Annotated in this window: 26 protein-coding genes and 4 tRNA genes; 21 read left to right on the forward strand and 9 right to left on the reverse strand. The window is 62.9% G+C overall.

Annotated elements, in window-relative coordinates; all coding sequences use genetic code 11:
- Positions 1-42 precede the first annotated feature (42 nt).
- Complete coding sequence (locus tag ACO06J_RS05820) at positions 43-414, reverse strand: VOC family protein (protein ID WP_421759761.1); 372 nt, start codon at positions 412-414, stop codon at positions 43-45.
- 62 nt (positions 415-476) lie between these two features.
- Positions 477-1169, reverse strand: coding sequence for a helix-turn-helix transcriptional regulator (locus tag ACO06J_RS05825; RefSeq protein WP_421759762.1), 693 nt, complete (start codon positions 1167-1169; stop codon positions 477-479).
- A 133-nt stretch (positions 1170-1302) separates the two neighbouring features.
- Here ACO06J_RS05825 and ACO06J_RS05830 point away from each other — a divergent pair, with 133 nt between their 5' ends.
- From ACO06J_RS05830 to ACO06J_RS05850, 5 genes are all read left to right on the forward strand, one after another.
- Positions 1303-1893: a TetR/AcrR family transcriptional regulator gene (locus tag ACO06J_RS05830; RefSeq protein WP_421759763.1), complete on the forward strand. Its 591-nt coding sequence runs from the start codon at positions 1303-1305 to the stop codon at positions 1891-1893.
- Between the two features lie 2 nt (positions 1894-1895).
- Entirely contained in the window at positions 1896-2606 is a 711-nt protein-coding gene (locus ACO06J_RS05835; protein ID WP_421759764.1) for a DUF4386 family protein, read from the forward strand.
- A gap of 136 nt (positions 2607-2742) precedes the next feature.
- Complete coding sequence (locus ACO06J_RS05840) at positions 2743-3009, forward strand: NAD(P)H-binding protein (protein WP_421759765.1); 267 nt, start codon at positions 2743-2745, stop codon at positions 3007-3009.
- Positions 3006-3686 carry an NAD-dependent epimerase/dehydratase family protein gene (locus tag ACO06J_RS05845; protein ID WP_421759766.1) on the forward strand — a complete coding sequence of 227 codons (681 nt, stop codon included), beginning with the start codon at positions 3006-3008 and terminating at the stop codon, positions 3684-3686. Before ACO06J_RS05840 ends, ACO06J_RS05845 begins: the two co-directional genes overlap by 4 nt.
- Positions 3683-4102: a DUF4345 family protein gene (locus ACO06J_RS05850; protein WP_421759768.1), complete on the forward strand. Its 420-nt coding sequence runs from the start codon at positions 3683-3685 to the stop codon at positions 4100-4102. Before ACO06J_RS05845 ends, ACO06J_RS05850 begins: the two co-directional genes overlap by 4 nt.
- 49 nt (positions 4103-4151) lie before the next feature.
- Here ACO06J_RS05850 and ACO06J_RS05855 read toward each other — a convergent pair whose 3' ends face one another.
- Positions 4152-6890: an Rne/Rng family ribonuclease gene (locus ACO06J_RS05855; RefSeq protein ID WP_421759769.1), complete on the reverse strand. Its 2739-nt coding sequence runs from the start codon at positions 6888-6890 to the stop codon at positions 4152-4154.
- A 618-nt stretch (positions 6891-7508) separates the two neighbouring features.
- Here ACO06J_RS05855 and ACO06J_RS05860 point away from each other — a divergent pair.
- The 3 genes from ACO06J_RS05860 to ACO06J_RS05870 all read left to right on the forward strand — a co-directional run bounded on the left by ACO06J_RS05860 (position 7509) and on the right by ACO06J_RS05870 (position 11864).
- Entirely contained in the window at positions 7509-8786 is a 1278-nt protein-coding gene (locus ACO06J_RS05860) for an N-acetylmuramoyl-L-alanine amidase (RefSeq protein WP_421759770.1), read from the forward strand.
- Between the two features lie 160 nt (positions 8787-8946).
- Positions 8947-11370 (forward strand): penicillin-binding protein 1A, encoded by a 2424-nt coding sequence (locus ACO06J_RS05865; protein WP_421759771.1) that lies wholly within the window; start codon positions 8947-8949, stop codon positions 11368-11370.
- Positions 11371-11378: 8 nt separating this feature from the next.
- Positions 11379-11864, forward strand: coding sequence for a peptide deformylase (locus ACO06J_RS05870; protein WP_421759772.1), 486 nt, complete (start codon positions 11379-11381; stop codon positions 11862-11864).
- Positions 11865-11881: 17 nt separating this feature from the next.
- On the opposite strand, the gene ACO06J_RS05875 is transcribed toward ACO06J_RS05870, so the two are convergent.
- Positions 11882-11957 (reverse strand) — tRNA-Thr (locus ACO06J_RS05875).
- An 83-nt stretch (positions 11958-12040) separates the two neighbouring features.
- On the opposite strand from ACO06J_RS05875, the gene ACO06J_RS05880 reads away from it, so the two are divergent.
- Entirely contained in the window at positions 12041-12388 is a 348-nt protein-coding gene (locus ACO06J_RS05880) for a hypothetical protein (protein WP_421759773.1), read from the forward strand.
- A 64-nt stretch (positions 12389-12452) separates the two neighbouring features.
- Positions 12453-13136, forward strand: a complete 684-nt coding sequence (locus ACO06J_RS05885) for a DUF1345 domain-containing protein (protein ID WP_421759774.1) — start codon at positions 12453-12455, stop codon at positions 13134-13136.
- Here the strand turns inward: ACO06J_RS05885 and rlmB are convergent.
- Genes rlmB through ACO06J_RS05905 form a run of 4 tightly spaced genes read right to left on the reverse strand, consistent with a single transcriptional unit; the run spans position 13129 to position 16430 of the window.
- Positions 13129-13887, reverse strand: a complete 759-nt coding sequence (gene rlmB / locus ACO06J_RS05890; RefSeq protein ID WP_421759775.1) for a 23S rRNA (guanosine(2251)-2'-O)-methyltransferase RlmB — start codon at positions 13885-13887, stop codon at positions 13129-13131. The two genes, ACO06J_RS05885 and rlmB, sit on opposite strands and share 8 nt — an antisense overlap.
- Positions 13888-13910: 23 nt before the next feature.
- Positions 13911-15296, reverse strand: a complete 1386-nt coding sequence (locus ACO06J_RS05895) for a sensor histidine kinase (RefSeq protein ID WP_421759776.1) — start codon at positions 15294-15296, stop codon at positions 13911-13913.
- On the reverse strand, positions 15293-15958 hold the full coding sequence (locus ACO06J_RS05900) for a response regulator transcription factor (protein WP_421759777.1): 666 nt from the start codon (positions 15956-15958) through the stop codon (positions 15293-15295). The genes ACO06J_RS05895 and ACO06J_RS05900 overlap by 4 nt, the downstream gene beginning before the upstream one ends.
- Positions 15959-15962: 4 nt before the next feature.
- The gene (locus ACO06J_RS05905) at positions 15963-16430 is read right to left on the reverse strand and encodes a PepSY domain-containing protein (protein WP_421759778.1); all 468 of its coding nucleotides are present in this window, start codon (positions 16428-16430) and stop codon (positions 15963-15965) included.
- A 116-nt stretch (positions 16431-16546) separates the two neighbouring features.
- Here ACO06J_RS05905 and ACO06J_RS05910 point away from each other — a divergent pair, with 116 nt between their 5' ends.
- The 4 genes from ACO06J_RS05910 to ACO06J_RS05925 all read left to right on the forward strand — a co-directional run bounded on the left by ACO06J_RS05910 (position 16547) and on the right by ACO06J_RS05925 (position 18195).
- Positions 16547-16945 carry a hypothetical protein gene (locus ACO06J_RS05910; RefSeq protein WP_421759779.1) on the forward strand — a complete coding sequence of 133 codons (399 nt, stop codon included), beginning with the start codon at positions 16547-16549 and terminating at the stop codon, positions 16943-16945.
- Positions 16946-17171: 226 nt separating this feature from the next.
- Positions 17172-17256: transfer RNA gene (locus tag ACO06J_RS05915), tRNA-Tyr, on the forward strand.
- Positions 17257-17408: 152 nt separating this feature from the next.
- Positions 17409-18044, forward strand: coding sequence for a DUF4389 domain-containing protein (locus ACO06J_RS05920; RefSeq protein ID WP_421759780.1), 636 nt, complete (start codon positions 17409-17411; stop codon positions 18042-18044).
- A 77-nt stretch (positions 18045-18121) separates the two neighbouring features.
- A tRNA-Gly gene (locus tag ACO06J_RS05925) sits at positions 18122-18195 on the forward strand.
- Positions 18196-18248: 53 nt separating this feature from the next.
- On the opposite strand, the gene ACO06J_RS05930 is transcribed toward ACO06J_RS05925, so the two are convergent.
- Entirely contained in the window at positions 18249-18521 is a 273-nt protein-coding gene (locus tag ACO06J_RS05930) for a hypothetical protein (protein WP_421759782.1), read from the reverse strand.
- A gap of 203 nt (positions 18522-18724) precedes the next feature.
- Between ACO06J_RS05930 and ACO06J_RS05935 the strand changes: the two genes are divergently transcribed.
- From ACO06J_RS05935 to rplL, 7 genes are all read left to right on the forward strand, one after another.
- Positions 18725-18800: transfer RNA gene (locus ACO06J_RS05935), tRNA-Trp, on the forward strand.
- Positions 18801-18983: 183 nt separating this feature from the next.
- Positions 18984-19178, forward strand: coding sequence for a preprotein translocase subunit SecE (gene secE, locus ACO06J_RS05940; protein WP_421759783.1), 195 nt, complete (start codon positions 18984-18986; stop codon positions 19176-19178).
- 36 nt (positions 19179-19214) lie between these two features.
- Positions 19215-19745: a transcription termination/antitermination protein NusG gene (gene nusG / locus ACO06J_RS05945; protein WP_421759785.1), complete on the forward strand. Its 531-nt coding sequence runs from the start codon at positions 19215-19217 to the stop codon at positions 19743-19745.
- Between the two features lie 167 nt (positions 19746-19912).
- Positions 19913-20341, forward strand: coding sequence for a 50S ribosomal protein L11 (gene rplK / locus ACO06J_RS05950; protein WP_421759786.1), 429 nt, complete (start codon positions 19913-19915; stop codon positions 20339-20341).
- A gap of 2 nt (positions 20342-20343) precedes the next feature.
- The gene (gene rplA, locus ACO06J_RS05955) at positions 20344-21045 is read left to right on the forward strand and encodes a 50S ribosomal protein L1 (RefSeq protein WP_421759787.1); all 702 of its coding nucleotides are present in this window, start codon (positions 20344-20346) and stop codon (positions 21043-21045) included.
- A gap of 314 nt (positions 21046-21359) precedes the next feature.
- A complete protein-coding gene (rplJ, locus tag ACO06J_RS05960) occupies positions 21360-21878 on the forward strand; it encodes a 50S ribosomal protein L10 (protein WP_421759788.1) in 519 nt (172 codons plus the stop codon).
- 74 nt (positions 21879-21952) lie between these two features.
- Positions 21953-22324 (forward strand): 50S ribosomal protein L7/L12, encoded by a 372-nt coding sequence (rplL, locus tag ACO06J_RS05965; protein ID WP_421759789.1) that lies wholly within the window; start codon positions 21953-21955, stop codon positions 22322-22324.
- Positions 22325-22418: the final 94 nt, after the last annotated feature.

A 22418-nucleotide genomic window follows, 5' to 3' on the forward strand; every position in this document is an offset into this window, starting at 1 on the left:
GGGGGAGGGAGATGACTGATAGGCTCAAGTGAACGCAATAGGTTAGCGCTGTTCGGCAGGCACGAACGGGCGGAGGCGGTGGCCGTCTTCGTCTTCGAGGACGAAGGTGAAGCCGAAATCCATGTCGGTGGGTTGCTGGGCGACTTTGAGGCCGAGGGCGGTCCATTCCTTGTAGGTGGCGAGAACGGAGTCCCTGGTGGGGAGGCTGAAGGAGAGTTCGTAGCCACCAGCGGGCTTGGGCGTCGGCTGCATGTCGTCCGTGAGCCAGAGGCCGAGCTTGAGGCCGTTGTCGAGGACGAACATGACGAAGGTCGGAGCGGTGTCGACGGGCTGGTGGCCGAGGAGTTTTGCATAGAGCGCGCCGCTCTTGAGCGGGTCACGGACGGCGAGAAGGATGAAGTTGAGCGGGGCCATGGGCGTCTCCTGTTGCTGATGGAGACGGCGTAGCGGGGCGGGGTGTCAGTTTCCGGCAGTGGTCAGCGTTGGGGTGGGACGCCTTCGCGCTGGCGCCACTCCTTGAGCATTGCGCCGCGCCGGCGGGGGTAGCGGTCGGCGAGGCTCTCCATGCCGACGATCCGGTCAAGCCGGAAGGTGCGGTAGTCCTGCCGGAGTTCGCACCAGGCGGCGATGATGCGGACCCGGTCGAAGAAGCCGATGGCAAAAGGCCAGATCAGGCGATCAGTGGCACCGCCACTGGCATCGCGGTAGCTGATTGAGAGCTTATGCTCGGTACGGATGGCGAGGCGGATGGCGCCCATGTCGACGGCAGCGGGAATGATCTCACCCTGGCCGACGATGAGCGGCGAGCCTTCGACCTGATCGCGGAGTTCGGCTGGCAGCACGGCCGTGATCTTGCTCATGGCGTTCTGGGCGGCGTCGCTCAGCCGGGAATCTTCGGCGCGGCGCGCGACCCAGCGGGTGCCGAGCACCAGCGCCTCGAGCTCGTCGGCGGAAAACATCAATGGTGGCAAGGTGAAGCCGGGGCGCAGGACGTAGCCCAGGCCCGGTTCGCCCTGGATGTCGGCGCCCTGTGCCTGGAGCGTGGCGATGTCGCGATAGAGCGTGCGCAGGGAGATGCCGAGATCGGCCGCGAGAGCAGGGCCCGTCACCGGCGTGCGCCGGTTCCTCAGCAGTTGCAGCAGATCCAGCAGGCGTTCGGTGCGTGACATGACCCACCCCTAGCGCGCCGGTGTCGGTAGCGCCAAGGGCGAGGGGCGATGCGGGCTGCATTTTGCTGCTTGACCGCTTAGAGCATTTACTCTAAAGCAACCACTAGAGCAAATGCTCTAACGGATTTACCCCATGACCACCGACACCAAGACCCGCATTCTCGACGCCGCGCTGGCGCTCTTCAATGAGCGCGGCACCGACAACGTGACCACCAATCATATCGCCGAAGCGCTCTCTATGAGCCCCGGCAACCTCTACTACCACTACCGCAACAAGGCCGAGATCGTGCGAGCGCTGTTTGCCCGGATCCAGGCCGAATGGGCGGCCAACTACGCCGTGCCCCCGGCGACCATGCCCAGCATCGAGATGATGGAGGCCATGGTGGCCGGAAACTTTGCGATCCAGGCGCGCTACCGGTTTTTCTTTCGCGACCTGACCCTGCTGCTCAATGCCGATCCTGTGCTTGCCGCGGCCTATCGCAGCAACCGGGAGCAGGGGATTGGCAATACCAGGTTTCTGATCAGCCTGTTTGTTTCCGCCGGGGTGCTGACCCCCGTCGGCGACGACGAGGCGCTGGACGACCTTGCCCAGTTGCTCTGGCTGGTCGGCGATTTCTGGCTCGTCTTCAAAGATAGCGGCGGCGCTGAGTTCTCGCCCGCCGACATGGACCAAGGCGTCCGAATGTTCCGGCGCCTCCTCACCCCACACCTCAAAGGAAACTGAAAATGACCACCTCTCCCCGTCTCGTTGCCGGCACGCTGCTGGTTGCCGTCCCTGCCGTGTTCATGGCTGGCTTCACCGGCCTGCAGATGAGCTTCGGCTACCCCGAAGTGCTGCGCCGCCCTGCTGGTGAAGTTTTGACCCAGTTCGCCGCCGGTGGAATGGACCTCCACATCTACTGGTACGCGATGTTTGCCGCGGCGCTGGCGCTGATTGCCGCCGCCATTTCAACCGGGTTGTTGTACTGGGAGCGGGACCGGCTTGTGGCTGGTCTTTCCATCGGTTTCGGCGTGCTGGCCGGGCTGGTGCAGGGGCTCGGGCTGTTGCGCTGGGTGATCCTGATCCCGGGTCTCGCCGCTCACTATGTCGCGCCCGGTACGACCGAACTGCAGCAGGCAATGGACGTGGCAATCTTCGATTTCGCCAACCAGTTTCTCGGCGCCGGTGTTGGCGAACATGTCGGGTATCTGTTCACCGCCATCTGGACGGCGCTGGTTTCGGCCCTACTGGTCCGTGACCACAAGATACTCGCGGTGGCGGGCCTCGTGATCGCTGCCGGTGTGGCGTTTGGCGTGCTCGAAGCCTTTGGTGTCGGCCTTGCCGGTGCAGTCGTCGCGATTGCCTTCTCGCTCTGGGCCGTTTGGGCACTGCTGGTCGGTATCCAGGTGCTCCGCGGTGACCGCAAGACGGCCCGGGTTGTGGCGCAGTCCGCCTGAGATAGACGACCCGGCGGTCGCGTTAGCTCCGCCAGCGCCATTTCCACACCACCTGACTCACACTTCAACTCGGCCGGCCACCGGCGTGAGCGATGACGCTCGCCCGAAGCCTGCCCAACCAGAGGGATTTTTTGATATGACCGCCAATGAAATGACCCACGTCGTCGGCTACGGTGCGCTTGGCCGGGAAATCGTCCGGCAGTTGCTGGCAGCCGGCCGCCCGGTGACGGTGATCCAGCGACGGAAGCCTGCTGATCTGCCAGAGGTCGCTCGCTTCATCTCTGCCGACATCATGGAGCGCGAGGCCATCATTGTGGCCCTCGACGGGGCCAGTGCAGTGATCTGTGCTCTCGGGCTGCCTATCAGGCGGCGTTGTGGGAGAAGGGCTGGCCGCTGGCGATGAGCAATCTGCTCGATGCTTGCGAGACAGCAGGTGTACGGCTGGCCTTTGCCGACAATCTCTACCTTTACGGCACTACTTACGGACCGATCACGGAGGACCTCCCGGCCGTCGACTATGGCATCAAGCCGAGGGCTCGCGCCGAGGTGACCCGCCTCTGGGAGGTGGCGCATGCCCAAGGCCGGGTGAAGGTGGCGGCGGTTCGCTCGCCAGACTTCTATGGCCCAGGTGTCGAGCAATCGGTGCTTGGTAGCGCGTCGCTGATGCCGCTCAGCGCGGGCAAGCGCGCCATGATGCTCGGTGACGTCGATCTGCCGCACGAAGTGGCGTATGTCTCGGACTACGCCCGTGCCGTGATCACGCTGCGAGATGCGGATGACGACGCCTATGGCGAGGCGTGGCACGTCCCTTGCGCGCCGACCCTGACGCTGCGCCAGCACTTGCAGATCGCCGCCGACGCCATCGGCGTGAAGCTGAAACTCACCGTGCTGCCGCGCTGGCTGGCTCCGGTCATCGGCGCGTTCGTGCCATTCGTGCAGGAGGGTGTTGAGATGCAGTTTCTGTTCGACCGGCCCTATGTCGTCAAGGCAGACAAGTTTCGGAAGCGGTTTTGGTCGGACGTGACCCCGTTTGAAACGGGGCTTGCGGAGGCGGCGCGCTTCTTCCGGGCGGTGGCATGATGCGGGCGAACTATCTGTTACGCGGCGTCCTGCTGCTGGTTGGCGCAGCGGTGGTTGTTCTGGGCCTCAATGTCGGGCTCGGCGGAATCCGCACGTTGGGCTGGCAGGGCGGGATGGTCGCGTTCCTTACCGTCACTGATCCAGCGGTCTTTGGGGTGCGGGACAACCATATCCGGTTCATCGGCGGTGTGTGGCTCGGGGCCGGGCTGCTGGTGATGGCCGGGTCCGTGTGGTTGAAGCAGTTGCGGGTGGCGCTGGCGGCGATTGCCGGCATGGTGTTCGCTGGCGGGCTCAGCCGGTTCAGCGCGTTTGACCCGGCTCTGCTGACGAACTGGGCGATTGCCCCGTCGGTGGCGTTTGAGTTGCTGGGTTTCCCGCTGATCGGGCTCTGGGTCATCTGGGCCGAACGGAAATGAAAAAGGGCGGGAGATGATCCCGCCCTTTGCATTTCAGGTGCGTCGCAGCTTAGCCACCGAGGCCAAGGCGGCGCTGCCACCAGCCGGCCTTCTTGGGCTTGTTCTCTTCAGCGGCGGGCGCTTCCGGTTCAGCGGTTGTGCTGACGATGATCTCGCCTTCGGGGATGGCCTTCTTGGCGCGACGGCGCGGAGCGGCATCTTCGGCGGCAGGAGCCTCAACGGGAGCAGAGGAGACCTGCGGCGCAGCAGACGCGGACGCAGCAGCTGCTTCTTCAGGCGCCGGGGTCTCGGTCGTGTCGGTCGCTGCGGCGGCCTCCGTTGCTACCGCGGCCTTGGGCTTGCGGGCTCGTGAGCGGGCCTTGGGCTTGGCTTCGGCTTCGACAGCAGGCGCGGCCTCTGCAGCAGCCGGTGCGGCTTCTGCGATCGGTTCTGCTGCGGCTTCAGCGACTGCTGCGTCAGCTACGGGCTCTGCCTTGCGGCGGCGGCCACGCTTGGGCTTCTCGGCGGGTGCGTCAGCTGCGGCTTCGGCTGCAACCGGAGGCACCTCGGGAGCGATTTCAGAGGCCGGCGCTGCAGCTTCTGCGGTTGCGGCTTCGCCTTCAGCAGGTGCTGCGGCAACTGCGTCTGTTGCACTGCCCTCAACGCCATCCTCGGGACGACGATTGCGGCGGCCACCACGGCGGCCGCGGCGACGGCGGCGACGGGGTTCGTCGCTGTCGTCACGTGGTGCGCCGGCTTCTGTTGTGCCTTCGCCTTCGCCATCGCCATCATCTTCATCATCGGCCGGAGCCGCGGCTTCAGTAACCTGACGCGGCTGCTGCTGCTGTTGCGGCTGGGCCGGACGATCATCGCGTTCGCCACCACGACGACGACGGCGGCGGCGACGGCCACCACGCTCGCCGCCTTCTTCGGAACGGGCCGTAGTGGTGCGCTCTTCGGAAGAGGACGAGGTCTCTTCGATTTCCTCGTCTTCATCCTCAACCGCTGCATCGGCGGCGTCGGCGTCAGTTTCGACCAGTGTCGCGGTGTCGACCCGCACGTGGGTGCCAGCCGTCTGCTCACGATCGAGCTGGCGGGCTTCGCCGCGCTCGATGGCAAAGTGCGTCGGACCGACATGGTCGTCGGCAAGGATGGTGATCGAGAGGTTGTACTTCAGTTCCAGTGCGTTGAGCGTGCCGCGCTTGGAATTGAGGATGTAGAGCGCGACGTCGGTCGGAACCTTTAGGTTGATCGACTGGCCGGGCTTCTTCATCACGTAGTCTTCGACGCTGCGCATGACCATCAGCGCCAGGCTTTCGACCGAGCGGACGAGGCCGGTGCCCTGGCAGGTCGGGCACTTGTGCGTCGAGCTTTCAACGACGCCGAAGCGGATGCGCTGGCGGCTCATTTCGAGCAGGCCGAAATGGCTGATACGGCCAACCTGGATGCGCGCGCGATCGTCCTTCAGCGCTTCCTTGAGCTTGCGCTCGACCGCCCGATTGGAGCGGTTTTCGACCATGTCGATGTAGTCGATGACGATCAGCCCGGCGAGGTCACGCAGCCGCAACTGGCGGGCGATTTCGTCGGACGCCTCGAGATTGGTCTGGAGCGCCGTGTCCTCGATATTGTGCTCCTTGGTGGAGCGGCCCGAGTTGACGTCGATGGAGACCAGCGCTTCGGTCGGGTTGATGACGATGTAGCCACCAGAGGGCAGGGTGACCTGCGGCGAGAACATCTGGTCGAGCTGGCCTTCGATGCCGAACTTCGAGAACAGCGGGGCGTCCTCGGTATAGAGCTGCACGTTCTTGGCGTGGCTCGGCATGATCATCCGCATGAAGTCCTTGGCCTCGCGATAGGCCTCGTCGCCGGCGACGAACAACTCGTCGATCTCCTTGTTGTAGAGATCGCGGATGGTGCGCTTGATCAGCGAGCCTTCCTCATAGACGAGGCAAGGCGCCTGCGACTTGAGGGTCAATGAGCGGACGTTTTCCCACAGGCGCTGCAGGTACTCGAAATCGCGCTTCACCTCGGCCTTGGTGCGGCTGGCACCGGCGGTCCGAAGGATGATGCCCTGGCCGGGTGGCACTTCAAGATCCCCGACGATGTCCTTGAGACGCTTGCGGTCTGCGGCGTTGGTGATCTTTCGCGAGATGCCGCCGCCACGGGCGGTATTGGGCATCAGCACCGAGTAACGGCCGGCGAGCGAGAGGTAGGTGGTGAGAGCTGCGCCCTTGTTGCCGCGCTCTTCCTTGACCACCTGAACCAGCATCACCTGGCGGCGCTTGATGACTTCCTGGATCTTGTACTGGCGCATCCGGTTCATCGGACGGCGGCGTTCCTGCAGGTCGTCCAGCGCGTCAGAACCACCGATGCTCTCGACCGGCTCGTTGCTGGTCGGCGCCTGTTCGATGTGGCTGTGCTCTTCGTCGTCGGGCTCGGTCGACTGCGGGTCGGCATCGGCGTCGGCTTCCGTCGGGGCGGAGGCTTCGCTGGTGTCGCTGACGTGGTCGTCGGCCTCGTGGGCCTCTTCTTCGCGCAGCAGGGCTTCGCGATCGGCGACCGGGATCTGGTAGTAATCGGGGTGGATTTCGCTGAAAGCGAGGAACCCGTGGCGGTTGCCGCCGTATTCGATGAAGGCGGCCTGGAGCGAGGGCTCCACGCGGGTGACCTTGGCGAGGTAGATGTTCCCCCGCAGCTGCCGCCGCTGGGCGGACTCGAAATCAAACTCTTCGAGCTTGTTGCCGTTAGTGACGACGATCCGTGTTTCTTCCGGGTGGATGGCATCCACCAGCATGCGCTTTGTAGCCATAGCGTAAAACTCCGCGCCTTCGCGCGCCGACACCGATCGACCGGCGAACCGGACTGATTGGCGTGGCGCCATGCGAGGCGAATGGTTCGAGGGAAATAGCGCTCAGGGCGCCGATACAGTCAGCAGTGAGTTCACCGCTGCGGAAGTGGGAAACGATGGCCGGGAGGCGATCGACGACAAAAGCGCAACCGATATTCGGGATCGCGTCAGGTTTTGTCCGCCCGGTGGCCATCAGACCTCTTCCTTGAGAACAGGCCAGCAAGGGTATCCAGCTGCCTGCTCTTCGACCCCGAAGGGTCGAGATTCCAATGCGAGGCGCTAAATGTGCCGCACTTCGGTATGAGCATGATCTGAAGACCATATTCGCACCGCCGCTACCGGATCATCGAGGCCAGGGGCGCAAGTGGCGCCACTCCGGCATGTGGTGACGGTAGCAGACCGCCTCAAGATGGCTTTAGGGATGTTGCAGCAAATTGGCAACAGGAAACTCCAAACCCGCAGGGCCCCTGCATTTGCATCGCGCCCCAGATGTTGCAAAAGACACAATCTGCAGGCAACGCCGCAGAATCGCCTGAGTGGTGAAGCGTCTTCAGATGCATAAACGGGAGCGGCGCAGCTTTGCTCAATTCTACTAATGCGAACCGTCAAGCCTTTGGGTTTGCAGGGTTTATTGCTGCTTGCGCGGTGCTATTGGCATGCCTTGTCTGGCCGCTTCAGGCCTATGCGCAAACCGAATCGATTGAGGATCTGCCTAATGTTCTCGATGCGCGTGTCTCGACAACGCCGGAGCGTGCCAGGCTGATCGTTGATCTGAGTGGACCGAGCAAGTTTGCGATCGTCTCGATGGATGGCCCCGACCGCATCGCCATCGACGTGCAGGCTTTCGACATCAAGATCCTCGCGCCGGCCGACGTCGCTGGTAAGGGGATTGTTACCGGTTTCACCGTCGAAATGGCGGATACGGGAAGGGCGCGGACCATCCTGACGCTGGCGCAGCCAGCCCAGGTGCAGCAGGCCTATGTGATGGATGCGGTGGCCGACCAGCCGGCGCGGCTGGTGGTCGATTTGATTCCGGATAAGGCAGCTAGTTTCAAGGCGAGGGTGGCGGCGGATCTCGCGGCTTCGCAGGCCCTGCAGGGGGCGGCCGCGGTGACGCCTTCGGCAGATCAGGCAACACAGTCGCCTGAAACCGAGGTGCGGCCGCTGGTGGTGATCGATCCGGGGCATGGTGGCGTCGACAACGGAGCGACCGCGCCGAACGGGGTCCACGAAAAGGACATTACCCTGGCGTTTGCGCTCGATCTTCAAAAAATCTTGATCGACTCCGGCAAGTACGACGTGGCGTTGACGCGCGAGGACGACACCTATCTGACGCTGAATGAACGGGTGGACCTGGCGCGCAAGAACAAGGCGGACCTCTTTATCTCGCTGCATGCCGACACGTTCCAGCAGTCGGAAATCCGCGGGGCCAGCGTTTACACCCGCGACGAAAACGCCACCGACGTCCTCGACAAGGTGCTCGCCGATGGTGAGAACCGCTACGATATCGTGGCGGGCTTTGCGGTGCCGCAGGCCACTCCGGCGGTGATGGATCTGCTTGTCGACCTGATGCGGCGCGAGATGCGCAAATCGTCGTTTGTCGCGGCACAGTCGCTGATCAAGGAACTGGAGCCGAGCGTGGCGCTGCGGCGGTTTCCGGTGCGCCAGGCGGACTTCTTCGTGCTGCAGGCGCCCGATGTGCCATCAGTGCTGGTGGAGCTCGGGTTCCTCTCCAACGCCAGCGACATTGCTAATCTACAGAAGCCGGAATGGCGGGAGCGGGTGGTCGAAGCTTTGGCGCGTGGTATCGGCGACTACTTCGAAAGCACGAAAACCACTGCTGCGGTCGCGCCTTGAGGGAGCCAGTGGCAAATCAGTCACCGTCGGCGCCGTTGGGTCCTCAGCGGCAGTCAAAGGCTCGTGTGTCCACATTTCTGCCCTTGTCTGATATGATTCCGCCGCGTAATCGCGGCTCTTCCCCGGTGCCTCAGGCACCCGTTTCAAGGTTTACGACCTGATGCTTCGGTTTCTCGGCTGGCTGTTCGGCTTCGGCGTGTTTTGTCTTCTCGGCCTTGGCGCCGTGGCGGCCATATACCTGCAGCAGGTTTCGGCGGGACTGCCAGACTATACAGTGCTGAAGGACTACCAGCCGCCGGTGACGACGCGTGTTCACGCCGCGGATGGGACGCTGCTGGCGGAGTATGCGCGTGAGCGGCGGCTGTTCCAGCCGATCGAAACTATCCCGCCGCTGGTGATCAACGCCTTCATTTCGGCCGAGGACAAGGACTTTTACAGCCATGGCGGCATTGCGCTCGATGGCGTGATCCGCGCCCTGCGCGACAACATCATGGCCAAGATCGAGGGCAATGGCGGCATCCAGGGCGGTGGCTCGACAATTACCCAGCAGGTCGCCAAGAACTTCCTTTTGACGTCGGAGCAGACCTGGGACCGCAAAATCCAGGAGGCCATCCTGGCGCTGAGGATCGAGTCGACGTTCTCCAAGGACAAGATTCTTGAGCTCTATCTGAATGAAATCTTCCTCGGGCTGAACTCCTACGGCATTTCGGCGGCGGCGCTGAACTACTTCGACAAGGCGCTCTATGAGCTGACACTGAGCGAGGCGGCTTATCTGGCGGGACTGCCGAAGGGGCCGAACAACTACCATCCGTTCAAGCACCCACAGGCTGCCATCGAGCGCCGGAACTACGTGCTCGATCGCATGGCGGAGAATGGCTACATCACCGTAGCGGAGCGCGATGCCGCCAAGGCGGAGTCGCTTGATGTGAAGCCGCGCACCTCGGGCAGCCAGCTCTATTCGGCTGAGTACTTCACCGAAGAGGTGCGCCGCCAGCTCGGCAAGCTCTACGGCGAGGCTGAGCTTTATGGTGGCGGCCTCAGCGTGCGTACGACGCTTGACCCGAAGCTGCAGGATTTTGCCCGCAAGGCGCTAATGGACGGGCTGATCAGCTACGACCACAATTATGGCTTCCGCGGCCCGGTGGCGACGGTTGACGTATCGACCGACTGGGGCGTGGCGGTGAATGCCATCAAGCCGCTCAGCGACGTTCCCGAATGGACGCTGGCGGTGATCCTCGAGATGGGTGCCAACGAGGCACGGATCGGGCTGCGGCCGGATACCGATGTCGAGGGCAAGGTGGTCAAGGAGCGCGTGACGGGCACGCTTTCGGGCGCCGACACCAAGTGGGTGAGCAAGAAGCTCGGCGGTCTCTTGAAGGTGGGCGACGTCGTTTACGTCTCGGGCGTGAAGGACAAGGACGGCACCTACATGCTGCAGCAGGTCCCCGAGCTTGAGGGGGCGCTGGTCGCCATGGATCCGCGCACTGGCCGTGTGCAGGCGATGGTGGGTGGGTTCTCCTACGCTGAATCCGAGTTCAACCGGGCCACCCAGGCGCTGCGCCAGCCCGGCTCGTCGTTCAAACCGATCGTTTATTCGGCTGCGCTCGACAATGGCTACACGCCGGCATCGGTGGTGCTGGATGCGCCGATCGAGATCGTCAACGCTGACGGTTCGGTGTGGCGGCCGGAGAACTACGCGCAGTCGTTTTATGGGCCGCAGACGCTGCGTGTCGGCATCGAGAAGAGCCGGAACGTGATGACGGTGCGGCTGGCCCAGGATCTCGGCATGCCGCTGATCTCGGATTACGCCAAGATGTTCGGCATTTATGACTCGCTGAGCCCGGTGCTCGCGATGGCGCTCGGAGCCGGCGAAACCACGGATATGCGCATGACGTCCGCCTACGCCACCATCGCCAACGGTGGTCGCAAGATTGTGCCGACGCTGATCGACCGCGTCCAGGATCGCTACGGCAAGACCATCTACCGGCATGACGAGCGCCTCTGCGACGGCTGCGTGGCCGACAGCTGGCAGCATCAGGCTGAACCGCTGATCATCGACAATCGCGAACAAGTCCTCGATCCGATGACCGCTTACCAGATCACCTCGATGATGGAAGGCGTGGTTCAACGCGGCACCGGCACGGGTGCCAAGGTGCTGAACCGCCCGGTGGCGGGCAAGACCGGCACTTCAAACGACTACAAGGACGCGTGGTTCATTGGTTTTACGCCTGAACTAGCCGTGGGCATCTATGTCGGGTTCGATACCCCGCGCAGCATGGGCAAGCAGGCAACGGGCGGCGAAATGGCCGTGCCGATTTTTACCGAGTTCATGGCGGATGCGCTGAAGGGCAAGCCGCCGACGCCGTTCAATATGCCGGCAGGCATGACGCAGGTTTGGATCGACCCGGCCTCTGGCGTGAAGGCGAACGCTGGCGATACGGCAATCTATGAGGCGTTCAAGCCCGGCACTGGCCCCAACCTCGTGACCTCGGTGATCGGGGTCGATTCGAACGCCTTCCAGAACATCGAGTCGGGCCAGAATCCGAGCGACGACGTGACCCTTGGGCGCGGCGGCTTGTTCTAGTGCCTCTGGTGCTCTATCCCGACGAACGGCTTGGCCAGCGCGCTCAGCCGCGCGCGGTTGACGACGGGCTGCTTACCATCGGCCGGCGCCTGCTGGAGGCAGCCAAGGCGGCCAACGCCTATGGCTTGGCAGCGGTGCATATGGGCGCGGTGGCGCCTGTGGTGGTGATCAGTGCGGCATCCGATCCAGCTAAGCGCGAGTATGTCGTGCTCTACAATCCGGAAACCCTGACTGTTGCAGAAGAGACTGCCGCAGGACCCGAAGGTTCGGTGTCGATGCCGGGGGCCGAGGCGCAGATCGTGCGGCCGGTATGGGCAGACGTCGCCTACGATGACGAAGCGGGGCAGCGGCAAACGCAGCGCTTCGAAGGTCTACCGGCGCGCATTGCGCTCCACGAGATCGAGCAGGTGAACGGAGTGTTCTTCCTCGACCGGCTGTCGCGATTGAAGCGCGACATGGTGATCAAGAAGTGGCGCAAGCGGGCGGCCGACTGAGGCTTGGGGAGGAGCTATGGTGCCGGCAGCAGGATTTGAACCCGCGACCTTCTGATTACAAATCAGCTGCTCTACCAACTGAGCTATGCCGGCTATTCCATAGTCTGGGCGGCTCTATAGCGGCGACGGCACGCGGGCGCAAGGATGGCGCCGAACTTGTCAGCAGGAGAGAGAACATGGCGGAAATCACCGATGCCTATATGCAGACCATGCTGGCCAGTTCGCAGCTTTACACGCTGGTGCTGGTGGGGCGCGGACCGGCCTACGGCACGCCTGAATCGCAGCCGGTGATCTGGGAACACGGGCGGCGGAATTTCCAGTTGCGGGCGAGCGGCGAACTGGCCCTGGTGGGGCCGTTGACTGACGGCGGAACTTTTGTCGGGATCTGCGTATTCACCGTGGGGCAGGACGAGACGCGGATATTGATGGAGGCGGATCCGGCGATCAAGGCGGGAATCCTCAGTTTCGAAACCCACACCTGGAAGTCGTTTCCAGGGGATGGCCTGCCGGTTGTGTACGGGTGATGTGCTAGGTCTACTAGAAACCAGCCCATGAGCGACAAGGGCGTCCCCGAGCAGAAGGCCCGCAATGCCCACCAAACGCAAAGTCGAAAGCAATGGCCTGCTGCCAAGGCATGGGGCGTTCTATGGAGCCATCGCCATCGGCGGCGTAGCGCTGGTGATCTGCCTGTTTCTCGCCCCGGTCTATGCGGTGGCGATCGGCGCCAACGCTATGTTCGCCACGTATCTCGGGCTCACGCTGTATGAGATGCCTTGCCTGACGCCGGAGTTCCTGCAGAGACGCGCGGCTGACACCGACTCTCCGATTGTTGCGTTCTTTACGGTTGCGGTCGGTCTGGTGATCCTCTGCGTCACGTTCCTGTTCCTGGCGCTGAACGGCGGTGAGCCGGACATTCCCAAGATCGTCGTAAGCCTCGTTTCCGTGCTGCTGGGCTGGTTCACCGTCAACACGATGGCGGGGCTGCACTATGCCTACGAGTACTACGAAATACCCGAGTCCAGTCCGGGGCCGGGAAAGAAGGGCGAGATCGTCGGTGGGCTGGAGTTTCCGAAAGGCGACAAGCCGGATGGCTGGGCGTTTCTTTATTTCTCGTTCGTCATCGGCATGACGGCGCAGGTTTCGGACGTTGAGGTATCCTCAAACGCCATGCGCAAGCTGGTGCTGGTGCACGGTATTTTCTCGTTCCTGTTCAACACCATGATCGTCGCGGCCACCATCAATGTGGTCGTGGCGGTGGCGGGCGCTAAATAGCTGGCCGGCCCGCCGTTGCTGCGAAGAGCGCGATGGCGGCCGCGTTCGAGACGTTGAGCGACTTGATCGGGCCTGGCATATCGAGCCGGACCATTTCATCGCAAAGCTCGCGGGTGCGCTGGCGCAGGCCCTTGCCTTCTGCACCCAGCACGATGGCCATGGGTACGTTGTCGGTGCGGGGGCGCAGGGGGCCTGGCGCTTCGGAATCGAAGCCGACAACGGTGAGGCCGCGTTCCTTCAGCTTTTCGATCGCGTCGCCGAGGTTGCGGACTTCGATCATGGGGACGAGGTCAAGCGCGCCGGAGGCGGCTTTGGCCATGACGCCGGTTTCCCTCGGCGAGTGGCGGGCGGTTGTTATGACCGCGTCGGCACCAAAGGCACAGGCGGTGCGGAGGATTGCTCCGACATTGTGCGGGTCGGTCAGCTGGTCGAGGATCACAATGAGCTTGGGCTCATGCAGATCGTTGAGGCCGAAGCGACTGACCGGTTCAACTTCCAGAGCCACGCCCTGATGCACCGCATCTGCGCCGAGGAGCCGGTCGAGCTCCTTGGGCGTCGTCTCAGTGTACTTCATCTTGACGACCGTGCCGTCCTCGCTGAGGCGGATCAGGGCGTTCGGCGTAACCAGGAGGTTACGCTTTTCGCGCAGGGGATTGTCCAGCGCGGCGCGCACCGTGTGCAGGCCATAGAGATAGACCGGCCCGGTATCGGGGTCGTAGCGGGGTTTTGGCGGAAATTTGTTGCGGCTCATGCTGATGCGGTAGCCGGTTTGGGTCAGCGCGGCAAGGCTCTGTTCCCGGCTCCTTGCGGCAGAACTACGCTGATGCTGAGCCCGCCAAGCCCGGAACGGGCAAACTGCAGCTCCGCGCCATTGAGCGAAACGATCTCGCGGGCAATGGCGAGGCCAAGGCCATAGCCCGGCTGCGAGTTGTCAAATCGCTGGCCGCGCTTGCCAAGGGATTGCATCTGAGTTTCGTCGAGACCGGGGCCGTCGTCCTCGACGCGCAGCACCAGCCGATCAGCCTGCGGCTCCGCAGCGAGCGAGACGGTAGCTTTCGCCCACTTGGTGGCGTTTTCCACCAGCACGCCCAGAAGTTCGGTGAGGTCCATGGTGTCGAGCGCAATGTGGCAGTCGGGAGGGATGGCGATGTTCCACTGGATCTCCCGGCCGGCCGCTGTCAGGCGCAGTGCGGCGACAACCTTTTCGACGACCGGTGCCAACGCCGTCGACTGCCGATCGGACCGGGAACGGTGGCGCAGGCGGGAGAGGCGCAACTGGTGATCGATGGTGGCGCTCATGTCGTCGACGAGTGACTCGATGGCGGCTGCCGGGCCGTCAGAACCCTGCTGGCGAAGGCTATAGGCATGGCCATTGAGCAGGGTGAGCGAGGTCTTGAGACCGTGAGCCAGATCGGCGGCGCGCTCGCGCGCAAAGGTGATGGAGCGCTCCTGGAGGTCGAGCAGTTCGTTCACCTCGGCGACCAGGGGCATGACTTCCTTGGGAAAAGCCCCCTCAAGATGATGCGAGTGGCCAGAGCGGATGGCGGCGATACCGCGCTTGATCACGTCGAGCGGGGCGAGGCCCAGCATGACCTGAACCCAGGCGGCGCTGATCAGAACCAGGGCCAGAACGGCTAGGGCGCGGACGAGATCGGAGCGGAAGGCTGCATTGGCTGCATCAACGCCCGAGGTTGTTTCGGCGACGACGAGATCGAGAACGCGGTCGCCGACACCGCCATCGCGCTCGAACGACAGCCGCTGTACCAGCGCTACCAAGGGTAACCCCGCAGGATCAATGAGCGGGGCCGTGATTGGGGTGTGGTCGACGAGGGCGGCTGCGGGGTAGGGCAGCACCGTGTCCCACAGCGATCGGGAGCGGCTGGTGGCGTGCGTATCGGGATCGGTGACCTGCCAGTAGAGGCCGCCAGCCGGCGACTCGTAGCGTGGGTCGGGCATGGCTTGCCGCAATTCCGGCATTTGAGGGCCCGGCTCCACAAGTGCTGCGAGTCGCAGGAGCTGGTGTTCAAGCTGCGCCCGCTGGCTCCGCTCGATGTGGCTAGAGAACAGCAGTGCAATGGCAAAGCCGGCGACGAGCAGCGCCACGGCGATCGATACGCTCGATAGCAGCAGCAGCCGGAAGCGGAGCGACGGCGCCTTCAAGCGCTGGGGCCCTTGATGGCGTAGCCAAAGCCGCGCCGGGTCTCGATGGTGTCGGTCCCAAGCTTCTGGCGCACCCGGCGGATCAGTACTTCGATGGCGTTGGACTCGAGTTCTGTGTCCTGCAGGTAGAGATGCTCGGTCAGCTCGAGCTGGCCGACGACGCGATCCTGATGGTGCATGAGGTAGCTCACCAACCGGTATTCCTGAGGTGTGAGCGCAACAGGGAGACCGGCGCGGACGACGCGCATCTGGCGGGTGTCGAGAGCGAGGTCGCCGATCTCGATGGTGGGGGCAGGGTGCCCGACTGAGCGACGCACTAGAGCCCGGACGCGCGCCAGGAGTTCTTCCACGCGGAAGGGCTTGGACATGTAGTCGTCAGCGCCAGAATCGATGCCCTCGACGCGCTCATCCCAATTGCCACGCGCGGTCAGGACCAGCACCGGCATGCGCCGACCGGCTTTCCGCCAGCGCTTGAGGACGGTCAGCCCGTCGAGAACCGGCAGACCAAGATCGAGCACGGCGGCATCAAACTCTTCGGTATCACCGCGGAACCAGCCGCTCTCGCCATCTCGCTCGGCTTCAACGAGAAATCCAGCGCGCTCCAGCCCGGAGCGGATGGTATCGGCAATCCCCGCATCGTCTTCTATGACCAGAATCCGCATGCCCCTACCTGATCAACTCGCCGGTTTCAGCAAAGTAGTAGACGCGACGAACCCTGCCGTCGGCATCGACGAACGTGATGCGATAGCGCAGCGCGTCCTCCATCTGCATGAGGGCGACGTCGAGAACAGTGGCGCCGAAATCTGTCTTGAAGCTGGCCAGCACCTGCTTCAGCGGCACCGCGCGGCCGTTCTTTACTGCCTTTAGCGCGTCCTCGTGGTCGTCGCTGCTGGAGGCCTCTGAGCCAGATCCACCGCCCCCGGACATCCCTCCACCGGTGCTGCCACCTGATCCGCCGTCGTCCCCGCCTGAGCCTCCGTCGTCTCCGCCCCCGCTGGTGCCATCGTCACCACCTTCCGACTCTCCGCCGTCGTCTGATCCGCTGTCTTCCGAGTCTTCCGCCATGGCGGGCGTGCCCGCGACCAGAGAGGCCGCGAGGACAGCAAATACGACGAGAGCAGCGCGGCGCTTCATTCTTTCACACTAGCACATGAAGCTGACAATTGGCTGACCGGCCCTGCGGGGCGGGCGTAAGCGAGCTTCTGGTAAGTTGAGTCTCATCGAAACCAGCCACTCGGGAGGATTTATTCATGATCCGTGCTCTGACCACCACCGCCGCTTCCGCACTCGTTCTTGCGCTGCTCGCCATGCCAGCAAGTGCATCAGACTTGAACGATCAACTGTCTGATCAGCAGATCGCCGACTTCTGCGCAACCGCGGGCCTCGGTGAACATAAGGCGAGCCTGACCATCGGCACCCAGGAGGTTATCGGGACCGTGGAGTGTGAGCAGGAGGACTCTGTCTCAGGGACTGCTGGTTCCGATAACTCGGTCGACACGCCCGACTCCAGCGACGACTCGGTCGATGCGCCTGAGACCGAGGACGAAACTGCCGACGACAACGGCCAGGATAGCTCCGACGACGTAGGTGATGACAATTCAGGCGGCGGCGATGGCGGCGATGACAGCGGCGAAGGCTCCGACGACTGATCGAAATACCTGACCGCCCCAACCCGCCGATTGGTCAGGTTCTGCTGCCGGCTGCTTCCCAATGGCAGCCGGCAGTTTTTTGTGCCGGATTGTGACATGTGGCGCGAACCATCATGTGCAGCGGCCGTTGGGTGGCGATTGGGTGTTGACAGGCCATCGCCTCACCAGCATAACCCGCCCCGACGATGCGTCAGGTGATTGGCGCACTTCGTTTTCCCGGCTCCGTGGAGGGGTGGGAGAGTGGTTAAATCCGGCAGACTGTAAATCTGCTCGCTTAGCGTACACTGGTTCGAATCCAGTCCCCTCCACCACCTGCCTGTGGCGAACTGCGCGGTCAGGTCCGCGATTGCCAAGCCTGTCGTTTGCGAATTGGCCGACGTCGTCGGATCGTTTGATCTAGGTCCAACCTGCGCATAGTCCACGTGCTACGCTTCTGAGCTCACGTAACCGGAGCGAAGCGACCATGGCTGATCCAATTATCTATGCGGCGCGTCTTGAGATTGACTATCCCGGACAACTCGATCGGCTCACCTCGTTCTTTCGGGTGCTCTGGGCTGTTCCGATCCTGATCGTTTTGGGATTGCTCAGCGGTCCGAGTGGCAGCCAGCATGTCGACCAGGCGGGCAAGGTGGTGAGTTCGGCGGGGGGTGGCGTTGCGGCGGGGCTGTTCGCGGCGACGCTGCTGATGATTGTCTTCCGGCAACGCTATCCGCGCTGGTGGTTCGACTTTGCGCTGGAACTCGGCCGGTTCAGTGGGCGGGTGGGCACATATCTGTTTCTCTTGACCGACGTCTATCCCTCGACGACCGACACGCAGTCTGTGCACCTCGAGGTCGACTATCCTGATGCGGCGGCGTTGAACCGGTGGTTGCCGCTGGTGAAGTGGTTGCTTGCCATTCCACACTACATAGCGCTCTTCGTGCTCACCGTGCTGGCGCTTCTCGCGACGATCGTGGCGTGGTTCGCGATCCTGTTCACCGGCACCTACCCGCGCTCGCTGTTCGACTTCGTCGTTGGCGTGGGGCGGTGGTCGACGCGGGTGTGGGCGTATGCGTTCCTGCTGGTGACCGACGAGTACCCGCCGTTCAGCCTCAACTGAGGGGCCCAAATCGAATCTTGAAGCGGCGTAGGGAGATGGCTACAAGGGCTCGCGCTGGCGCCTTGCACCGCGATCTCGCGGGTGTAGCTCAATGGTAGAGCAGAAGCCTTCCAAGCTTATGACGAGGGTTCGATTCCCTTCACCCGCTCCAGCCTTCTTCCGCGCTGAACAAGTAGGTCCGGACTAACGCCCGGACCCTGCTGATCAGCAGTTCAGGAGATGGCCGGAGCCCTTGGGGGCAGGGGTGCAGCCCCACATCGGGATTTTCACTTCAGCGGCAACGTCTTCGGCGGCCATTGCCACAGCTTTGGGCGCAGCAGATACGGTTTTGACGCCCATTTCCCAGCACTGCTTTTTGAACATTGGGAAGACGAGGCAATCCTTCTGGGCGGCGGTCAGGGGTGCGGCCGATGCGGGCAGCACCGGTACGACGAATAGGCTTCCTAAGAGAGCAGCAACGACTACGAGCTTGGTCACGATCGTCTCCTCTGGCTTCAGCGCGCTCTTTGACGCGCAGGGAGGACGGTACGCCCGGCAGGGAGCCCAGAGCAATCGGGGAGGATGGACCGCGCAGTCATTTAGGGGCGGGGGTGTTGCCCCACCACATCGGCCGGCCCGCCTGTCGCGATATCGCTCTTGCGCGTTTTCGGCTTTGCGATTAGACGATGGCTCGCAGGTTTAGGGGTATAGCTCAGTTGGTAGAGCATCGGTCTCCAAAACCGAGGGTCGAGGGTTCAAGTCCTTCTGCCCCTGCCAGCGCCTCAAATGGCGCTCACCTGCATCCGCAAGCTTCAAAACGGTGGCAGTTCGCTGCTCGACAGAGCCCATGAGGGGCTTGCATTTGGTCCGGTGAGCGACTAGATACGCCGAACCAGCCGCCCGGGGTGACTCGCGCGGTTGATAGTTTTTGGCCGAAAGGCTTAAAGGAAAGATTCGCTGATGGCTGCGTTGAACCCGATCAAATTCTTGCAAGAGGTTCGCACCGAAGTCGGCAAGGTTACCTGGCCCTCCCGCAACGAGACGATGATTTCGACGGTGATGGTGCTGGTCATGGTCACCATCGCGAGTATTTTCTTCCTCGCGGCGGACCAGATCATTGCATGGGGCGTACAGCTCCTGCTGTCGATCCGCTGAAGCGGCTAACGGACTATTTGGGAGCGACGACGCGGCATGGCCAAACGCTGGTACATCGTACAGGCTTACTCCAACTTCGAGCGCAAGGTCGCTGAAGACATTCGGCAGAAGGTTGCGCAGAAGAAGCTCGAGGAGCTGTTCGACGACGTCATCGTGCCGACCGAGAAGGTCGTCGAGATGCGCCGCGGCCGCAAGGTCGATGCCGAGCGCAAGTTTTTCCCTGGCTACGTGCTGGTGAAGATGGAAATGACCGACCAGGCGTTCCATCTGATCAAGAACACGCCCAAGGTTACCGGTTTCCTCGGTTCGGGCGACAAGCCCATGCCGATCTCCGAGAAGGAAGCACAGGCGATCCTGCAACAGGTGCAGGAAGGCGTCGAGCATCCCAAGCCCTCCGTATCGTTCGAAGTGGGCGAGCAGGTGCGCGTGGCAGATGGTCCTTTCGCCAGCTTCAACGGCGTTGTCGAGGAAGTCGACGAGGAGCGTTCGCGCCTCAAGGTGGAAGTTTCGATCTTCGGGCGTCCTACTCCCGTGGAGCTTGAATACGGCCAGGTCGAAAAGATCTGAGCTAACTGAATTCCGGCCCCGGCTGGAATGCGCAACGGAAACGTTACGCAAAATCGTGGGAGAGGGCGGTGGCAGCCAGCCACCGGTACAACCTTCGCACCACGGCGTCTCGACGATCCGGTGACGCGGATCACCAGCCCAATCGTGGGCACACATGGAGATAGAACATGGCAAAGAAAATCACCGGCTACCTGAAGCTTCAGGTTGCAGCCGGCTCGGCGACCCCGTCGCCCCCGATCGGACCGGCACTCGGTCAGCGCGGCCTCAACATCATGGAATTCTGCAAGGCGTTCAACGCCAAGACTGCAGACCAGGAAAAGGGCGCTCCGACTCCCGTCGTCATCACCATCTACGCCGACAAGAGCTTCACTTTTGAGACAAAGCTCCCGCCGGTGACCTACTTCCTCAAGAAGTCGATGAACCTGAAGGCCGGCTCCAAGCTGCCCGGCAAGGAATCGGCTGGCACGATCACGCAGAAGCAGATTCGCGAGATCGCCGAGAAGAAGATGAAGGATCTGAATGCCTACGACGTCGAGCAGGCGATGACGATGATCGCTGGCTCCGCCCGTTCGATGGGCCTGCAGGTAGAGGGCTGATAATGAGCAAGCATGGCAAGCGCACTGACGCCATCCGCGAAGGCATCGACCGCAAGAAGCTCTACGACCTGAAGTCGGCCGTTAAGATGGTTCGCGACCGGGCCAAGGCCAAGTTCGACGAGACCGTCGAAGTGGCGTTCAACCTGGGCGTTGATCCCCGCCACGCTGACCAGATGGTTCGCGGCGTCGTCAGCCTCCCTAACGGCACCGGCAAGACCGTTCGCGTCGCGGTGTTCGCCAAGGACGCCAAGGCTGAAGAGGCCCGCAAGGCTGGTGCCGATATCGTTGGTGCCGAAGACCTCGTCGAGATCGTCCAGTCGGGCAAGATCGAGTTCGATCGCGTTATCGCGACCCCGGACATGATGCCGCTGGTTGGCCGTCTCGGTAAGATCCTCGGGCCGCGCAACCTGATGCCGAACCCCAAGGTCGGCACGGTGACGGCAGACGTCACCACCGCCATCAAGGCGGCCAAGGGTGGTTCGGTGGAGTTCCGCGTCGAAAAGGCCGGCATTCTGCACGCTGGTGTTGGCAAGGCCTCGTTCTCCGAGGAAGCCCTGCTCCAGAACATCCGCGCCTTCGCTGATGCGATCAACAAGGCGAAGCCGGCCGGCGCCAAGGGCACCTACGTCAAGCGCGTAGCCGTGTCCTCGACCATGGGCCCCGGCGTTCACGTCGATCCTTCGTCGGTCAAGGCCGACGCCTAAGCAGTTTTGGGCGGCTTCGGCCGCCCGAAATGCCGGCCTTCGGGCCGGCATAAGTCCTGTCCGAGACTGCGGGTCCGCCGCAAGGCGCCTAATCCCGACCAGAGACGTGCATCGCGCGTCGAACGTAGTGGGGCCCGCATAGATGGGGTGACGACCGGAATTCTCTCCGGTTCGAACCAGGCCAGTTGCCGCCAAGGGGCATTTTGCCCTCCGACGGTCAGCCGGTTGACAGGCATCAACCGCTGCACTCCGTGAAGGAGGGCAGCAATTGGCAAGAGCCCGGGACTATGCCGGGCTAAATGTGGAGACTAGCAGTGGAAAGAGCGGAAAAGGCTGAGCTTATCACCTCGCTCCAGTCGTCGTTTGCGACGGCCGGTTCGATCGTGGTTGCTCAGAACGCCGGCCTGACCGTTGCCGACCTGGAATCGCTGCGCAAGCAGATGAAGCAGGCCGGTGGCACGATCAAGGTCGCCAAGAACCGCCTTGCCAAGCTTGCTCTGAAGGAAACCAACAACGCGGACATTTCGGCCCTGTTCACCGGGCCGACCGTCGTTGCCTTCGCCAAGGATCCTATGGTTGCGCCGAAAGTCGCAGCCGCTTTCGCCGACAAGAACCAAAAGTTTGTGGTTCTCGGTGGCGCAATGGGGAAGACCGGGCTCGACGCGAACAACGTCAAGGCGCTGGCCACGATGCCTTCGCTGGACCAACTGCGCGCTACGCTCGCCGGCATGCTCAAGCAGCCCGGCACGCGGATCGCATCGGTCCTGCAGGCTCCTGGTGGTGCAGTGGCGCGAGTTATCGCGGCGCACGCCGACAAGAGCAATGCCGCATAGGCACCAAACCATCGGGTCCTTTCGGGGGCCCTCCACGGTTCGAACTGACACAGTAAAACGGAAAGTGAACTCAAATGGCTGATCTCGCCAAACTCGTAGACGACCTCTCGGCTCTCACCGTTCTCGAGGCTTCGGAACTTTCGAAGCTGCTCGAAGAAAAGTGGGGCGTTTCGGCTGCTGCTCCGGCCGCCGCTGCTGCGGCTCCGGTCGCTGCTGCTGCCGCAGTGGAAGAAAAGACTGAATTCGACGTGATCCTCGCCTCGTTCGGCGAGAACAAGATCAACGTCATCAAGGAAGTCCGCGCCATCACCGGTCTGGGCCTCGGCGAAGCCAAGGCACTGGTCGAAGCAGCTCCCAAGGCTGTCAAGGAAGGCGCCAACAAGGCAGAAGCCGAAGACATCAAGAAGAAGCTTGAAGCTGCCGGCGCCAAGGTCGAGCTCAAGTAAGTTTGAAGTCGTTTTGGGGCGGCGCCTGGTGCGCCGCCTCATTCCCGTCCCAGTGTTGGCTATAGGGACGGCCGCCACCCGGCGAGTTTTATGA

The organism is Devosia sp., from assembly GCF_965229025.1.
GTDB lineage: Bacteria > Pseudomonadota > Alphaproteobacteria > Rhizobiales > Devosiaceae > Devosia_A.

Coding starts and splice junctions, on each gene's coding strand:
- ACO06J_RS05820 (WP_421759761.1), bottom strand. CDS start 414: ATGGCCCCGCTCAACTTCATCCTTCTCGCCGTCCGTGACCCGCTCAAG.
- ACO06J_RS05825 (WP_421759762.1), bottom strand. CDS start 1,169: ATGTCACGCACCGAACGCCTGCTGGATCTGCTGCAACTGCTGAGGAAC.
- ACO06J_RS05830 (WP_421759763.1), top strand. CDS start 1,303: ATGACCACCGACACCAAGACCCGCATTCTCGACGCCGCGCTGGCGCTC.
- ACO06J_RS05835 (WP_421759764.1), top strand. CDS start 1,896: ATGACCACCTCTCCCCGTCTCGTTGCCGGCACGCTGCTGGTTGCCGTC.
- ACO06J_RS05840 (WP_421759765.1), top strand. CDS start 2,743: ATGACCGCCAATGAAATGACCCACGTCGTCGGCTACGGTGCGCTTGGC.
- ACO06J_RS05845 (WP_421759766.1), top strand. CDS start 3,006: ATGAGCAATCTGCTCGATGCTTGCGAGACAGCAGGTGTACGGCTGGCC.
- ACO06J_RS05850 (WP_421759768.1), top strand. CDS start 3,683: ATGATGCGGGCGAACTATCTGTTACGCGGCGTCCTGCTGCTGGTTGGC.
- ACO06J_RS05855 (WP_421759769.1), bottom strand. CDS start 6,890: ATGGCTACAAAGCGCATGCTGGTGGATGCCATCCACCCGGAAGAAACA.
- ACO06J_RS05865 (WP_421759771.1), top strand. CDS start 8,947: ATGCTTCGGTTTCTCGGCTGGCTGTTCGGCTTCGGCGTGTTTTGTCTT.
- ACO06J_RS05880 (WP_421759773.1), top strand. CDS start 12,041: ATGGCGGAAATCACCGATGCCTATATGCAGACCATGCTGGCCAGTTCG.
- ACO06J_RS05885 (WP_421759774.1), top strand. CDS start 12,453: ATGCCCACCAAACGCAAAGTCGAAAGCAATGGCCTGCTGCCAAGGCAT.
- rlmB (WP_421759775.1), bottom strand. CDS start 13,887: ATGAGCCGCAACAAATTTCCGCCAAAACCCCGCTACGACCCCGATACC.
- ACO06J_RS05900 (WP_421759777.1), bottom strand. CDS start 15,958: ATGCGGATTCTGGTCATAGAAGACGATGCGGGGATTGCCGATACCATC.
- ACO06J_RS05905 (WP_421759778.1), bottom strand. CDS start 16,430: ATGAAGCGCCGCGCTGCTCTCGTCGTATTTGCTGTCCTCGCGGCCTCT.
- ACO06J_RS05910 (WP_421759779.1), top strand. CDS start 16,547: ATGATCCGTGCTCTGACCACCACCGCCGCTTCCGCACTCGTTCTTGCG.
- ACO06J_RS05920 (WP_421759780.1), top strand. CDS start 17,409: ATGGCTGATCCAATTATCTATGCGGCGCGTCTTGAGATTGACTATCCC.
- secE (WP_421759783.1), top strand. CDS start 18,984: ATGGCTGCGTTGAACCCGATCAAATTCTTGCAAGAGGTTCGCACCGAA.
- nusG (WP_421759785.1), top strand. CDS start 19,215: ATGGCCAAACGCTGGTACATCGTACAGGCTTACTCCAACTTCGAGCGC.
- rplK (WP_421759786.1), top strand. CDS start 19,913: ATGGCAAAGAAAATCACCGGCTACCTGAAGCTTCAGGTTGCAGCCGGC.
- rplA (WP_421759787.1), top strand. CDS start 20,344: ATGAGCAAGCATGGCAAGCGCACTGACGCCATCCGCGAAGGCATCGAC.
- rplL (WP_421759789.1), top strand. CDS start 21,953: ATGGCTGATCTCGCCAAACTCGTAGACGACCTCTCGGCTCTCACCGTT.